This window comes from Inquilinus sp. 2KB_23 (assembly GCF_052115705.1).
Taxonomy (GTDB): domain Bacteria; phylum Pseudomonadota; class Alphaproteobacteria; order DSM-16000; family Inquilinaceae; genus Inquilinus; species Inquilinus ginsengisoli_A.
Map to the genome: position 1 here is coordinate 91,405 of NZ_JBFRHF010000006.1, position 13,216 is coordinate 104,620.

The 13,216-nt window shown below is 71.2% G+C and carries 13 protein-coding genes; 7 read left to right on the forward strand and 6 right to left on the reverse strand.

Features of this window, described 5'->3' with window-relative positions:
- Window positions 1-48: 48 nt before the first annotated feature.
- The 5 genes from aepX (at window position 49) to AB4112_RS09665 (ending at window position 5,634) form a co-directional block, all read left to right on the forward strand.
- Window positions 49-1,725: a phosphoenolpyruvate mutase gene (aepX, locus tag AB4112_RS09645; protein WP_309800135.1), complete on the forward strand. Its 1,677-nt coding sequence runs from the start codon at window positions 49-51 to the stop codon at window positions 1,723-1,725.
- Between the two features lie 207 nt (window positions 1,726-1,932).
- Complete coding sequence (gene aepY / locus AB4112_RS09650) at window positions 1,933-3,102, forward strand: phosphonopyruvate decarboxylase (RefSeq protein ID WP_441718986.1); 1,170 nt, start codon at window positions 1,933-1,935, stop codon at window positions 3,100-3,102.
- Entirely contained in the window at window positions 3,099-4,103 is a 1,005-nt protein-coding gene (locus AB4112_RS09655; protein ID WP_441718989.1) for a flippase-like domain-containing protein, read from the forward strand. Before aepY ends, AB4112_RS09655 begins: the two co-directional genes overlap by 4 nt.
- On the forward strand, window positions 4,100-5,206 hold the full coding sequence (locus AB4112_RS09660; RefSeq protein ID WP_441718992.1) for a 2-aminoethylphosphonate--pyruvate transaminase: 1,107 nt from the start codon (window positions 4,100-4,102) through the stop codon (window positions 5,204-5,206). Before AB4112_RS09655 ends, AB4112_RS09660 begins: the two co-directional genes overlap by 4 nt.
- Entirely contained in the window at window positions 5,203-5,634 is a 432-nt protein-coding gene (locus AB4112_RS09665; protein ID WP_309800125.1) for a DUF2141 domain-containing protein, read from the forward strand. The genes AB4112_RS09660 and AB4112_RS09665 overlap by 4 nt, the downstream gene beginning before the upstream one ends.
- Here AB4112_RS09665 and AB4112_RS09670 read toward each other — a convergent pair.
- On the reverse strand, window positions 5,625-6,257 hold the full coding sequence (locus tag AB4112_RS09670; protein ID WP_441718996.1) for a CDP-alcohol phosphatidyltransferase family protein: 633 nt from the start codon (window positions 6,255-6,257) through the stop codon (window positions 5,625-5,627). The two genes, AB4112_RS09665 and AB4112_RS09670, sit on opposite strands and share 10 nt — an antisense overlap.
- 236 nt (window positions 6,258-6,493) lie before the next feature.
- On the opposite strand from AB4112_RS09670, the gene AB4112_RS09675 reads away from it, so the two are divergent.
- A complete protein-coding gene (locus tag AB4112_RS09675; RefSeq protein ID WP_309800121.1) occupies window positions 6,494-7,090 on the forward strand; it encodes a YcbK family protein in 597 nt (198 codons plus the stop codon).
- Window positions 7,091-7,270: 180 nt separating this feature from the next.
- Window positions 7,271-8,035: a tetratricopeptide repeat protein gene (locus AB4112_RS09680; RefSeq protein WP_309800119.1), complete on the forward strand. Its 765-nt coding sequence runs from the start codon at window positions 7,271-7,273 to the stop codon at window positions 8,033-8,035.
- A 37-nt stretch (window positions 8,036-8,072) separates the two neighbouring features.
- On the opposite strand, the gene AB4112_RS09685 is transcribed toward AB4112_RS09680, so the two are convergent.
- The 5 genes from AB4112_RS09685 to AB4112_RS09705 are packed head-to-tail and all read right to left on the reverse strand — an operon-like array spanning window position 8,073 to window position 13,204.
- On the reverse strand, window positions 8,073-8,765 hold the full coding sequence (locus AB4112_RS09685) for a CpaD family pilus assembly lipoprotein (protein ID WP_441719000.1): 693 nt from the start codon (window positions 8,763-8,765) through the stop codon (window positions 8,073-8,075).
- Between the two features lie 8 nt (window positions 8,766-8,773).
- Entirely contained in the window at window positions 8,774-10,387 is a 1,614-nt protein-coding gene (locus AB4112_RS09690) for a type II and III secretion system protein family protein (protein WP_441719003.1), read from the reverse strand.
- A gap of 8 nt (window positions 10,388-10,395) precedes the next feature.
- Window positions 10,396-12,492, reverse strand: coding sequence for a type III secretion system export apparatus subunit SctV (gene sctV / locus AB4112_RS09695; protein WP_441719006.1), 2,097 nt, complete (start codon window positions 12,490-12,492; stop codon window positions 10,396-10,398).
- The gene (locus AB4112_RS09700) at window positions 12,489-12,824 is read right to left on the reverse strand and encodes a hypothetical protein (protein ID WP_309800112.1); all 336 of its coding nucleotides are present in this window, start codon (window positions 12,822-12,824) and stop codon (window positions 12,489-12,491) included. Before AB4112_RS09700 ends, sctV begins: the two co-directional genes overlap by 4 nt.
- A 5-nt stretch (window positions 12,825-12,829) precedes the next feature.
- On the reverse strand, window positions 12,830-13,204 hold the full coding sequence (locus AB4112_RS09705) for a hypothetical protein (RefSeq protein WP_441719010.1): 375 nt from the start codon (window positions 13,202-13,204) through the stop codon (window positions 12,830-12,832).
- Window positions 13,205-13,216 lie beyond the last annotated feature (12 nt).

The window sequence follows — 13,216 nt, forward strand, 5'->3', positions numbered from 1 at the left end:
CGTCTGAGATTCCGCAACCCGGACATCCGGTTCAGGACTGAAGACGCGATGAAGGCTTTCGAAGAGACCGCCTCGGCGGGCCCGTCCAGCGGCGCTGCCGCCGAGCGGAATGGACGCCCGAAGACGGTGTTCGCGGCGCTGCGCGAGGAGATCGCCTCCCCGTCGCTGTCCTTCCTGATGGAGGCCCATAACGGCCTGTCGGCCAAGATCGTCGAGGAAGCCGGCTTCCGCGGCATCTGGGCGTCCGGCCTGACCGGATCGGCCAGCCTGGGGCTGCGCGACAGCAACGAGGCGTCCTGGACCCAGGTGCTGGACACCCTCGAATACATGGCGGATGCCACCAGCCTGCCGATCCTGGTCGACGGCGACACCGGCTACGGCAACTTCAACAATGTCCGCCGCCTGGTGCGCAAGCTGTGCGAGCGCGGCATCGCCGGGGTCTGCATCGAGGACAAGCTGTTCCCGAAGACCAACTCCTTCATCGGCGAAGCCCAGCCGCTGGCGGACATCGATGAGTTCTGCGGCCGCATCAAGGCCGGCAAGGACAGCCAGACCGACGACGACTTCATCCTGGTCGCCCGGGTCGAGGCCCTGATCTCCGGCCGCGGCATGGAAGAGGCGCTGCGCCGGGCCGAGGCCTATCACGCGGCCGGGGCCGATGCGATCCTGATCCATTCCAAGAAGTCGACCGCGACCGAGATCTTCGAGTTCACCGAGCGCTGGGCCAACCGGTCGCCGGTGGTGATCGTGCCGACCATGTACTACGCCACCTCGACCGACCTGTTCCGCCAGGCCGGCATCTCGACCATCATCTGGGCCAACCACCTGCTGCGGTCGTCGATGACCGCGATGCGCGAAACCGCCCGGCGGATCTTCGAGGACCAGTCGTTGCGCGAGGTCGAAGGCCGGGTGGCCAGCGTCCGCGACATCTTCGCCCTGGTCGGCAATGCCGAGCTGGAGGCGGCGGAGCGCCGCTACCTCCCCGGCAAGGCGGCGCCCAAGGCCGTGGTGCTGGCGGCGTCGCGCGGCGACCTCGGCGACCTCACCCGCGACCAGCCGAAATGCATGATCGACGTGCGCGGCCAGTCGCTGCTGCAGCGCCTGGTCTCGACGCTGGGCGACAGCGGCCTGCGCGACGTCACCGTGGTCCGCGGCTACCGCAAGGAGGCCGTGGCCGTCCCCGGCATCAAGACCGTCGACAACGACCGCTTCGCCGAGACCGGCGAGGTGTTCTCGCTGGCCCAGGCGCGCAAGGCGCTGGATGGCGAGGCGGTGGTCGCCTATGGCGACGTGCTGTTCCGCCGCTACATCCTGGACGGGCTGATGTCGAGCGAGGGCGATATCGTCGTCGCCGTCGACGGGTTGAGCCTGTCGGTCAAGGACCCGAAGAAGACCGTGCGCGACCTGGTGGCCGCCGACCGGCCCTATTCCGGCAGCTATCTCGACGACACGCCGGTGCATCTGAAGTCGATGTCCGAGTCGATCCCGTCGGCCGAGGTCAGCGGCGAATGGATCGGCCTGGCCCGGTTCAGCACCCAAGGCGCCGCCTGGCTGCGCGAGGAGATCGACCTGATCGAGGCCGAAGGGCTGCTGGAGACGGCGGATTTGCCGCTGCTGCTGACCCGCCTGGCGGCCAAGCATCCGGTGGTGGTGCAGTACTTCACCGCCCATTGGCTGGATGTCGACACGCTGAGCGACCTGGCCGACGCGCGCAACTTCACCTAGAGCCGGCCACCCCAACTATCAGCTTTTATTGTCATTGCCCGGCTCGACCGTGGCATGACAATAGAAGTCGAGGGCGCTTTCCAAGACCTGATATGGGTCCGAATGATACATAAGGTCGCGTGGTGGGCGTCGCCCACAACCCAGCCCGTACCGGAAATGCAAGCAGATGCGCTTCCATCCCGGGTCCTGGCGCTCTAGAACGTCGGCATGATCACCGCAGACGATTTCATCGCGGCGGCGAAGACGCGTGGCCACGACTTCTACACCGGCGTGCCGTGCAGCTTCCTGACCCCGCTGATCAACGGCGTGCTGTCGAGCCAAGCCCTGACCTATGTCGGTGCGGCCAGCGAGGGCGAGGCGGTGGCGATTGCCGCCGGCGCCTGGCTGGCCGGTCGCCGCACCGTGGTCATGTGCCAGAACTCCGGCCTGGGCAACGCGGTCAACCCGCTGACCTCGCTGAACGCGCCGTTCCGCATCCCGACGCTGTTCGTCACCACCTGGCGCGGCCAGCCCGGCCAGCCGGACGAGCCGCAGCACGAGGTGATGGGCCGCATCACCCAGGACCTGCTGAGCCTGATGGAGATCCCGCAGGCGCCGTTCCCGGCCACGCCGGAGGCCCTGGGCCCGGCGCTGGACGAGGCCGTGGCGGAGATGGCCGGCGGCATCCCCTATGCCTTCGTGATGAAGAAGGGCGATGTGCGCGACGAGGACCTGCAGGCGCTGCCCCGCACCCTGCCGCGCCCCGGCCGCCGCGCCGACTGGCCGGAGGCCGGACCGCGCCCGACCCGCGCTGCGGTGCTGGAGCGCTTCCTGACCCTGACCGACGACCGCACCGCCGTGGTCGCCACCACCGGCAAGGCCGGCCGCGAGTTGTTCACCCTGGCCGACCGGAAGCAGCACATCTACCAGGTCGGGTCGATGGGCGGTGCCTCCGGCATGGCGCTGGGCGTGGCGCTGAACACCAAGGCACCGGTGGTGGTGCTGGATGGCGACGGTGCCGCGCTGATGAAGCTGGGCACCTTCGCCACCATCGGCGCCCAGGCGCCTGACAATCTGATCCACATCCTGCTCGACAACGGCGTGCATGATTCGACTGGTGGCCAGGCCACCGTCTCCGCCTCGGTCGACTTCGCCGCCGTCGCGCTGGCCTGCGGCTACCAGTTCGCCGCGTCCTGCAGCAGCCTGGACGGTTTCGAGGCGGCGTTCCGCGCCGCGTCCGAATCCCCGCGCCCCGCTCTGATCCATGTCCGCATCGCCCCGGGATCGATGGAGAAGCTTGGCCGCCCGACAGTCGGGCCGGTCGACGTCGCCCGGCGCTTCAAGGACTTCCTTGCCGGCATCCGCCCGGCCGCAGCGAGTGTCGGCGCCGCATCATGAAATGGCCCGCCTGCATCGGGATCGCCGTCGGCCTGACGGTCGCGGTCGTGCTGGTCTGGCTGACCGGCGCGGCGGAGATCTGGTCCGCGCTGGTCGGCGCCGGCTGGGGCATCCTGGCCGTCATCGCCCTGCACTTCCCGCAGTTCCTGTTCTCGTCGCTGGGCTGGCGCGCGCTGGTGCCGGGCCGGCCGGTGCCGCCCTTGAGCTTCTTCATGCGGCTGCGCTGGATCCGCGAGGCGATCAATTCGTTGCTGCCGGTCGCCCAGATCGGCGGCGAGCTGATCACCGCCCGGCTGCTGGCGATGCGCGGCGTACCGCTGAACCGATCGGGTGCCGCCATCGTGGTCGACCTGACGACCCAGATGGCCAGCCAGGTGGTGTTCACCATGTTCGGGCTGGGCCTGCTGTTCCTGGGCAACCATGACGGGGCGATGACGCCCTGGATCATCGCCGGCTGCGGCATCGGCTTTCTGCTGGTGGCGCTGTTCATCGGCGCCCAGCGCTTCGGCATGTTCAAGGTGCTGGAGCGGGCGCTGATCCGGCTGGCCGACAAGTTCGGCTGGTCGTCGCTGGGCGAGGTCTCCGGCCTGCATGATTCGATCGTGGCGCTGTATGAGGAGCATGCCCGCCGGGTGTGGGTCTCCGGTGGCCACCACCTGATCTCCTGGCTGCTCGGCTGCCTCGAGATCTGGATGACGCTGTGGGCGCTGGGCGTCGATGCCGGGTTCCGCGAGGCGGTGATCATCGAGAGCCTGGCCCAGGCGATCCGCATGGCCGGGGTGATTGTCCCAGGCGCGCTGGGGGTGCAGGAGGGCGGCTTCATCGTCATCTGCGGCCTGCTGGGCATCCCGCCGCACAGCGCCGTGGCCATGGCCCTGATCCGCCGCATCCGCGAGATCGCGCTGGGCGTCCCCGGCCTGGTCGCCTGGCAGATCATGGAAGGCAAGCACCTGGCCCGGCGCCGCGCCCGGGCCCGTGCGACCTCGGAGGCGTCGTCATGACGCGCAGCCCGGAAGACCCGACTCTGCTGACCCCGGGGCCGCTGACCACCGCGATCGAGACCCGCCGCGCCATGCTGCGCGACTGGGGATCGCGCGACCGCGCCTTCATCGCCATGACCACCGAGCTGCGGCGGCGGCTGCTGGACGTCGCCCATGGCGGGGCCAGCCATGTCGCCATCCCGCTGCAGGGCAGCGGCACCTTCATCGTCGAGGCGGCGATCGCCACCCTGCTGCGGCCGGCGGACAAGCTGCTGGTGCTGGTCAACGGCGCCTATGGCGAGCGCATGGTCGAGATCGCGCGGCGCCTGGGCCGGCCGGTCGAAGCCCTGCGCTGGCCGGAGGACCGCCCGGTCGACCCGGCCAAGCTGGACCGGGCGCTGGCGGCGGACCCGAAGATCACCCATGTCGCGCTGGTGCATTGCGAGACCACCTCGGGCCTGCTGAACCCGCTGGAGCCCGTGGCCGAGGTGGTCGCAGACCATGGCCGGGCGCTGATCCTGGACGCCATGAGCAGCTTCGGAGTCCTGCCGATCGACCTGTCGACGACGAAGGTCGCGGCAGTGCTGGCGTCGAGCAACAAGGGCCTGGAAGGCGTGCCTGGCCTGGGCTTCGCGCTGGTCGAGCGGGCGACCATCGTGGCCGCGAAGGGCAACAGCCCGTCGCTGAGCTTCGACCTGCACGACCAGTGGCGCGGCTTCGAGGGCAACGGCCAGTGGCGCTTCACCCCGCCGGTGCAGGTGGTGGCGGCGCTGGTCGAGGCGCTGCGCCTGCTGGAGGCGGAGGGCGGCGCGCCGGCACGGCTGCGGCGTTACCAGGACAATTTCGACACGCTGGCCGAGGGCATGGCGCGGCTGGGCTTCCACCTGTTCCTCGACCCGGAGGAGCAGGCGCCGATCATCGCCACCTTCCATCCGCTGGACGATCCGCACTTTGCCTTCGATCGCTTCTACACGGCGCTGGCGGCGCGCGGCTTCCTGATCTATCCAGGGAAGCTGACCAAGGCCGAGAGCTTCCGCATCGGCTGCATCGGCGCCCTGGGCCGCGCCGACTTCGAGGCCCTGCTGGTCGCCGTCGAAGAGGCATTGGGGGAGTTGCGCCGATGAAGGCCCTGCATGCTCTTGCCTTCGCCACCGCCGCCCTGCTGGTCCTGGGCAGCGGCGTGGTCGCCGCGGCGACGGTCGAGATCACCGTCACCAACATCCATGAGGCCAAGGGCACCATCCGGATGTCGCTGTGTCCGGAGGCGCTGTTCCTGAAGGACAACTGCCCCTACAGCGGCAGCGCCCCGGCGGTCGCCGGGCAGACCACCGTCGTGATCACCAACGTCCAGCCCGGGATCTACGCCGCCCAGGGCTACCAGGACGTCAACGACAACCACGAGATCGACCGCACCCTGCTGGGCGTTCCGGAAGAGGGCGTCGCCTTCTCGCGCAATCCGTCCTATCTGTTCTCGCCGCCGGACTTTAAGGACGCCTCGTTCACCGTCGGCCCCCGCGAAGCGCTGATCAGCGTCCGCCTGCGCTACTTCTGAGCCCCCGATGGCGCACCCGACTCCGGCGCGCCCTCCCGCGTCCGGCGCGACAGCAGGCCCAGCCCGGCCGCGATCGCCGGGGTGATCACCGCGGCCGCGATCAGCATCGGCCAGGTCAGGTCCACCCAGACCAGCACCGGCACCACCGCCAGGGCATCGTCGGGGTCGAGCACCACGCCGCGACGGCGCATGGCGTAGCGCGACAGCTCGACCACCTTGATCACGTTGAGCTGCCAGAACAGCACCGCGATGCTGATCCCGGCGACGAGCCCGAGCAGGATCGGCTCGGCGCCGCCCCCGTCCCGCGCCAGCCCGATGCCGATGCCGATGAAGGCGATCGCCTCGGAGAAGCAATCCGTGGCCAGGTCGTAGCGGTGGCCGCCGGGGGTCATCCGGCCGGTCTGCCGGGCCAGTTCGCCATCGGCCCGATCGAACAGCATCGACACCAGGAAGAGCACCCCGCCGAGATCGACCCAGAGGCCGCCGCCCCGGGCGAAGGCGACCGCCGCGGCGATGCCCGTGACCAACCGCACCGTGGTCAGCTGGTTGGGGGTGACGCCGGTCGGCGCGATCCGCCGGACCAGGGGACGAACGATGCGATGGATCAGGGTGTCGTGGCTCATCCGGTTCCGCTACCTCCAAGCCCCCCTTTTGAGGGCCTTCCGCCCCCCAATTTGGGGGCCTCAATTGTCTCTAAACCATCCCTTGCGAATGATCCGCTATGATCTCAGCATGCCGCCGATGCTCCAGCCTCCGGTCTGCAACACACGTGCGGCGGGATTGCAATCCGTCGCCGGCCCGGCAAAATGCTATACAAAACCGGGCTGAAGTATCTTCGCCTGTCGAGGATGGTTTTCGTATGACCGCGTCTCTTCCGTCCCGGGCCTTCGGCCCGACCCTGACCCGGCGTGCCGCGCTGGGGGTCGTCGGCGGCATCGCGCTGGCCGGCCCGGCCGCCCGTGCCCTGCCCCCGGCAGCCCGCCCGGGATCGCTGCTGGACGAGTTGCACGACCGGGTGACGCCGTATCTGGAGCTGGGCCACGCCCACACCGGCGAGAGCTATGTCGGCCAGTTCTACGGCGCCGGCGGCTACGACGTCACCGAGCTGCAGAAGCTGGACTGGTTCCTGCGCGACTGGCGCCAGAAGCAGAGCGTGCAGATGGACCCCCGGCTGTTCTGGGCCCTGGCGGTGATCCGCACGGTGTGCCAGCGCGCCGGCTTCAGCGGCAAGGCGACGATCAATTCCGGCTACCGCACGCTGCAGACCAACTCCTCGCTCGAAGGCACCGCGCGGAATTCGCTGCACATGGCCGGCCGCGCCATCGACCTGACCTTCGAGAAGGTGCCGCCGAGCCAGCTGGTCGGCTGCGCCCTGGCGCTGCAGATCGGCGGCGTCGGGCAGTATCCCGGCTTCACCCATATCGATTCCGGCAACCTGCGCACCTGGGAAGGCTGACCGCCGCCCGCGGTCCCCAGGACGCGCGGCGCCCGGGTGCGGATGCCGGACCGGATTCCCAATCCCAGGGTCGACGCGGCGGCGGGATCGTTCTATCCATGAGCCAGGGATTCGTGACCTTTCCAAGCGCGCCCGCCAGAGGCGCACCGGACTCGCTGCTTCAAGGGGGAGCCCGCCGCCATGACATTCCACCTCGCCCGCGCCGCCGTTGTCGCCGCCACCCTAATCGTTGTGGGATGCGGTGAATCCTCGACCACCTCACTGCTGCGGATGGGCGACAACATCCGCACGGCCGGCGACCCCGACACCGCCATCACCCTGTACCAGAAGGCGGCGACGGAGGACCCCAGCAACCCGCAGCCGATGGTCAAGCTGGGCGACGCGCTGGTGCAGACCGGCGACCCGGCGCGGGCCGCGGGCTACTACAACGCCGCCCTGGCGATCGATTCCGACAATGTCGATGCGCTGCGCGGCCTGGGCAAGGTGCAACTGGCCCAGGGCAGGCCGCAAGAAGCCATCGCGGTGCTGGACCAGGCCCTGGCGAAGAAGCCGGACGACGTGCCGACGGTCCTGGCCAAGGGCACGGCCCTGGCCCTGCTGGGCCGGCCGAAGGAGGCGCAGGTGCTGTATCAGCGGGCGCTGACCAAGGCGCCGAGCAATGTCAGCCTGAAGACCAACCTCGCCTTGTCCTACGCCCTGGCCGGCGAGACCGGCGAGGCGGTGCGGGTGATGCGCGAGGCGGCGGCGGCGGCCGACGCCACCACGGTGCAGCAGCGCAACCTGGCCCTGGTCCTGGCCCTGGACGGCAAGACCCAGGATGCCCGCAGCGTCGCGGCCGCGGCCCTGCCGGCGAAGGAGGCGCGTAGCCTGCTGAACGCCGCGCGCCGGATCCGCGGAATCAAGGACCCGGCGCGCCGGGCCCAGGCGATCGGTACCATCGGATAGGTCCGGACGCCCGCCGGGGCGTGGCCGGCCGGGCGGATCAGGGAGACGTGGTACCGCCGGTGGTGGCCCCGCTGCCGGCCCCGGTGGTGTCGCTGGGCGGCAGCACCGCCCCCGCCTGGCTGCCGGCGTCGTCCGGGCTGGACAGCCCGTTGGCCTCGCCGGCGCCCGGCAGCTGCAGGTAGCGTTCGGCCGCGCGCACCGAGGGGTTGGCGAAGGCCGGTCCGGTCGGCCGCCCGCGGAACAGGTCGCCCTTGCGCTCGACCTGCAGCGCCATGTTGATGTCGCTGGAGCAGCCCAGCGGCAGGTCCTCCGGCAGCGACCCGTCCGGGTTCAGGCAGCGCTTGGGCCACAGCACCCCCTGCCCCGCCGCGGCCACCTGCACCTCGTCGCCGGCGCCGGGGTCGTCGACCAGCGTGACATTGTAGCGCCCCGCGCCGCGCAGCACCGCCGACACCGCCTGCTGCCGCGCCGCGGCCCGCGGCCCGCCGGCCGCCACCGTGACGGTCGCCCCAGGGCTGAGCCCGGCGCCGCGGATGAAGTCCACCAGGCGGGTGCGTTCGGTCGCGCTCAGGCTCGACGCCTGTGGCGCGAACAGCACCGGATGCGCCACCGGGGTCGACAGGGTGGTGTAGCCGTCCTCCGGCCAGTCCGGGATCTTGTGGTCGCAGGCCGCCAGGAAACCGGCCAGGACCAGGGCCGCCACATGGTGCGGTCGGAGCGGGAACGTCATCGCGAGTCCTATTCGAGCACGAAGCCGGCGCTGCCGCCGGTCATGGAGGGGGACGAGCGCGCGCGCCGCACCGTCGGTTCGGTGCGCTGGGCCGGCAAGGCGACGGCCTTGGGCGTGTCGCTCGCCTTCATCAGGAACGGGGTGATCAGGATCACCAGCTCGGTCTCGTTGCGCTTGTACCGGCTCGACTGGAACAGCTTGCCGATGATCGGAATGTCGCCGAGCACCGGGATCTGGTCGGCCACGTTCGACATGTTGCGCTGGAACATCCCGGCCAGGGCGAAGGTCTGGCCCGAGCCCAGCTCGATCGTGGTCTCGGCCCGGCGAACGATCAGCGACGGAACCGAAAAGCCGCCGCTCTCCACCCGGGCGTCGTCGCTGAGCTCGCTGACCTCGGGCTTCACCCGCATCGCGATGCGCTCGCCCGGCAGCACGGTCGGGGTGAAGGATAGCGACACGCCGAACTGCTTGTACTGGATGGTCACCGTCTCGTTGCCCTGCGGCACCGGGATCGGGAATTCGCCGCCGGCCAGGAAGTTCGCGGTCTCGCCGCTGACCGCGGTCAGGGTCGGCTCGGCCAGGATGTTGACCACGCCTTCGCGCTGCAGCGCGTCGATCACGGCGTCCACGTTGTAGCCGCCGCTGTGGTACCCCGCGGTGGCGGTGCCGACCCCGCCGACCCCGGGGAAGCCGCCGCTGACCAGGCCGATGTTGAACTTGCCGATGTCGAACATCGACTGCCAGTTGACGCCGAGATTCTGCACCGCGTTGCGCTGCACCTCGGCGAAGCGGACGCGGATGCCGACCTGCTGCGACCCCTGCACCGTGTTGAGGTTCATCGCCCCGCCGGCGTTGCTGCCGAGCTGCTGGGCCAGGGCGTCGAGCTTCATCGCGCTGCCGAGGTCCGGGGCCGTGCCTGACGTCACCGGCCGGTCCTGGATGTAACCCAACTGGCCGGACCCGGCGGGCGCCACCCGTGCCGCCTCGCGCTGGGCCGCCATCTCGTCCTGGCTGACCCGGACATTGGCCGCCGCCACCACCTGGTCGGCGCCGCTGAGGGCGAACAGGTTGGTGGTGCCGGTGGACACGCCGTAGATGTAGGCCGACCGGGCCGACACCATCTCGACGTCGAGCACGTTGGGGTTGGCCACCAGCACGGTCTGCACCGGCTGCGAGAAGGTCAGCAGGTTGCCCTGCCCGACCTTCATCTCCAGCATCGACCGGCTGGGCGTCACCACCGGCGAGACCGTCATCGCCCGCGGCGGCGCCGGCGACACCGTCATGCCCGAGGTTCCAGGCGCCGGGGTTCCGGGGACGGTGGGCAGCGGCTCGCCCGGCACGGCCTGCGGCACCGCGGCCGGCGGCGGTTCCGGCGGCGCGGTGACGATCTTCGGCGCGGTGGCCGGCGCCCGCATGGCGGTGACGTCCTCGCCCGGCATGCCGGGCGCGGCCTGGGCCGAGATGGTCGGCGACCCGGCCTGGGTCGGCGCCGGCTGGACCGTCATGCCGGGGGTTTCGGTCTGGGCCCGGGCACCCGTGGCGGCGACGGCCGCGAGCGCGATCAGCAGGCCGGCCGGAAGCAGGGCCCGGCGCCATCGACCCAGGGATCGTGATCCGTCCATCTCCCCCCTCATTCCGCGGCCGCCCGGTCGAGCCCGGCCTCCGCGTCCGCGCGGCCGCGCCGGCCGGTCAGGCGGACCACCGCCACCGGCTGCACCGTGTAGTCCGGCGCGATCTCGGCATAGGACAGGACCGCCGCGTCGATCTGGTTGCGGGCCAGGGTCTGGCGCAGGAAGCGGCGGGTGTCGAGCGCGGTCAGGATCGCCGGCGGCCGGCCGGCGGCCCCGACCCGGGCGAGGTGGCCGCGGATGGTGTCGACCAGCTCCTCGGCCTGGCCTTCCGGCAAGGCGAGATAGGCGCCGACCGAGGTCTGGCGGATCGACTGGCGGACCAGGTCCTCGGCGCCGCGGTCGAGGATCAGCGCGTGGATCACCTTCCGCTCGTCGGCATGAGCGTGGCAGATCTGGCGCTTCAGCCCGCCGCGGACATATTCGGTCAGCAGGATCACGTCCTGCTCCTTCGGTCCCCACTCGGCCAGCGTCTCCAGCACCAGCCGGTGATTGCGCAGCGACACGCCCTCCTCCAGCAGCCGGCGGAAGACGTCGGCGACCTGGTTGATCGACAGGTTGCGCTGGGCCTCGCGCACCAGGTCGCCGCGCGTCGCCTCGATGCCCCTGAGGAAGGCCTGGGTCTCCTGGATGCCGAGGAAATGCGGGGCGTAGCGGCGCAGCGCCCGGGTCAGCGCCTCGGCCACGATCTCCTCCGCCGTGGCATGGCCGACCCCGGCCTCGGCCAGCGCCGCCTCGTGCCGGGCGTCGATCCAGTGCGCCGGCGCGCCGCCCTCGCCGTCGTCGGACTCCGCTTCGAGATCCAGCAGGTCGAGATGCATCGGATCGTCGCGCAGCAGCAGCCGGCCCGGGCGGGCCGCCCCGGCGTCGACCGGCACCCCGTCGAGGTCGATCCGGAAGCGGTCCGGCGCCAGCGCCCCGTCCGGCACCACCCGGGCGACCGGGAAGGGCACGCCGAGCGCCAGCTCCAGCCCCGCCGCCGCGTCCTGCGCCAGGCGCTCCGCCGCGGGCTGGCCCAGCCCCGCCGCCAGGTCGGCGCCGAGATGCAGGGTCACGGTGTCGTCCGCCACGGTCTCCGCCGCGACCCGCCGCTCCTCGTCGCCGGCCGCCACCGCGGCCGAAGCCGCCTGGCGGCGCCGGCGCAGCAGCACGCCGCCGGCCATCACCGCGGCGATGGCCAGGAAGATCGCGGTCGGGAAGCCGGGGATGAAGCCGAGCAGCGCCACCACCCCGGCGGCCATCAGCAGCGCGGTGGGGTTGGCGCCCATCTGGCGGGTGATGTCGGCGCCGAGATTGCCGCTGTCGGCGGTGGTCACCCGGGTGACGACGGTGCCGGCGGTGATGGCAACGAACAGGGCCGGGATCTGCGCCACCAGCCCGTCGCCGATGGTCAGCAGCGAATAGACGTGCAGCGCCTGGCCCAGCGACATGCCGTGCGACAGCATGCCGATGGCGAGGCCGCCGATCAGGTTGACGGCGACGATCACCAGTCCGGCGATGGCGTCGCCCTTCACGAACTTCATGGCGCCGTCCATGGCGCCGTAGAGCTGGCTTTCCTTCTCCAGCGTCTGCCGCCGGCGCGTCGCCTCGGCCAGGTCGATGTCGCCGGCGCGCAGCTCGCCGTCGATGCTCATCTGCTTGCCGGGCAGCGCGTCGAGGGTGAAGCGCGCCGCGACCTCGGCCACCCGCTCGGCGCCCTTCACCACCACCACGAACTGGACCACGGTGATGATCAGGAAGATCACCAGCCCGACCGCCAGGCTGCCGCCGATGACGAATTCGCCGAAGGTCTGGATGATCGAGCCGGCATCGGCCTGCAGCAGCACCAGCCGGGTGACGCCGATCGACAGCGCCAGGCGGAACACCGTGGCGATCAGGATCACCGAGGGCAGCACCGACAGCTCGAGCGGGCTGCGCAGATAGACCGACACCATCAGCAGCAGGACCGCGAAGGTCATGTTGCAGGCGATCAGCACGTCCACCACCACGGTCGGCAGCGGCAGGATCATCAGGAAGATGGTCGCGACCAGCAGCGCGACGATCATCAGGTCCTGGCGGCCGGTGGCGGCGGTCAGGGCGGATTGCAGCCGCGCGGTCATGCCGCCACCCGCCGGTCCGGCGCGTCGAGATAGTCGCGGAAGGCGCGCCGCGCGGCCTCGATTTCGCCCAGCTGGTGCAGGGCGCGGCTGCGCAGCAGGTGCCGCGCCGCGACCGGCGCCTCTTCCTGGTCGAGCCGGTCGAGGACGGCGATGGCGCGGTCCGGCCGGCCGACCGCAAGCGAGGCCACGGCCACCGCCCGTAGCGCCGCCGGGTCGGGCCGGTCGTCGCGTGAGGCCAGCAGCAGCGCCAGGGCCAGCGCCCGCCGATTCTGGCCGTGCCGGAGATAGTCGAAGACGAGCCGGTGCAGGGCGTCGCGCTGGGCGGGCGTCATCCGTGTCACCCGCCGATCAGGTCGTTGAGGCGGACCCGCAGCAGGTCGTGCTTGCGCAGTTCCTGCAGCAGCACGGCGCTGCCCCAGCGCGCCAGCCGGTCGTCCGGCGCCTCGGCCTGCAGCAGGTCGATGATCCCGGCCAGGGTCTCGGCCTGGCCGAACGGGTTGGTCGAGATCTCGCCGCCATCGGCCGGGCGGATGTAGTCCAGCACCTCCTCGCGCAGCCGCGAGGTGCGGCCGCGACGCGACCGGGCGGCCCCGGCCCGGCGAGGTGCCCCGGTGCCAACCGGCCCGGCCGGCCGGGCGGTGGCGGCGCCTTCGGACGGGTCGCCCGCCCGGATCCCGTCGAGGGGTTCGGTGCGTGCCCGGATCGTCGTCATCTCGCTTCCCCC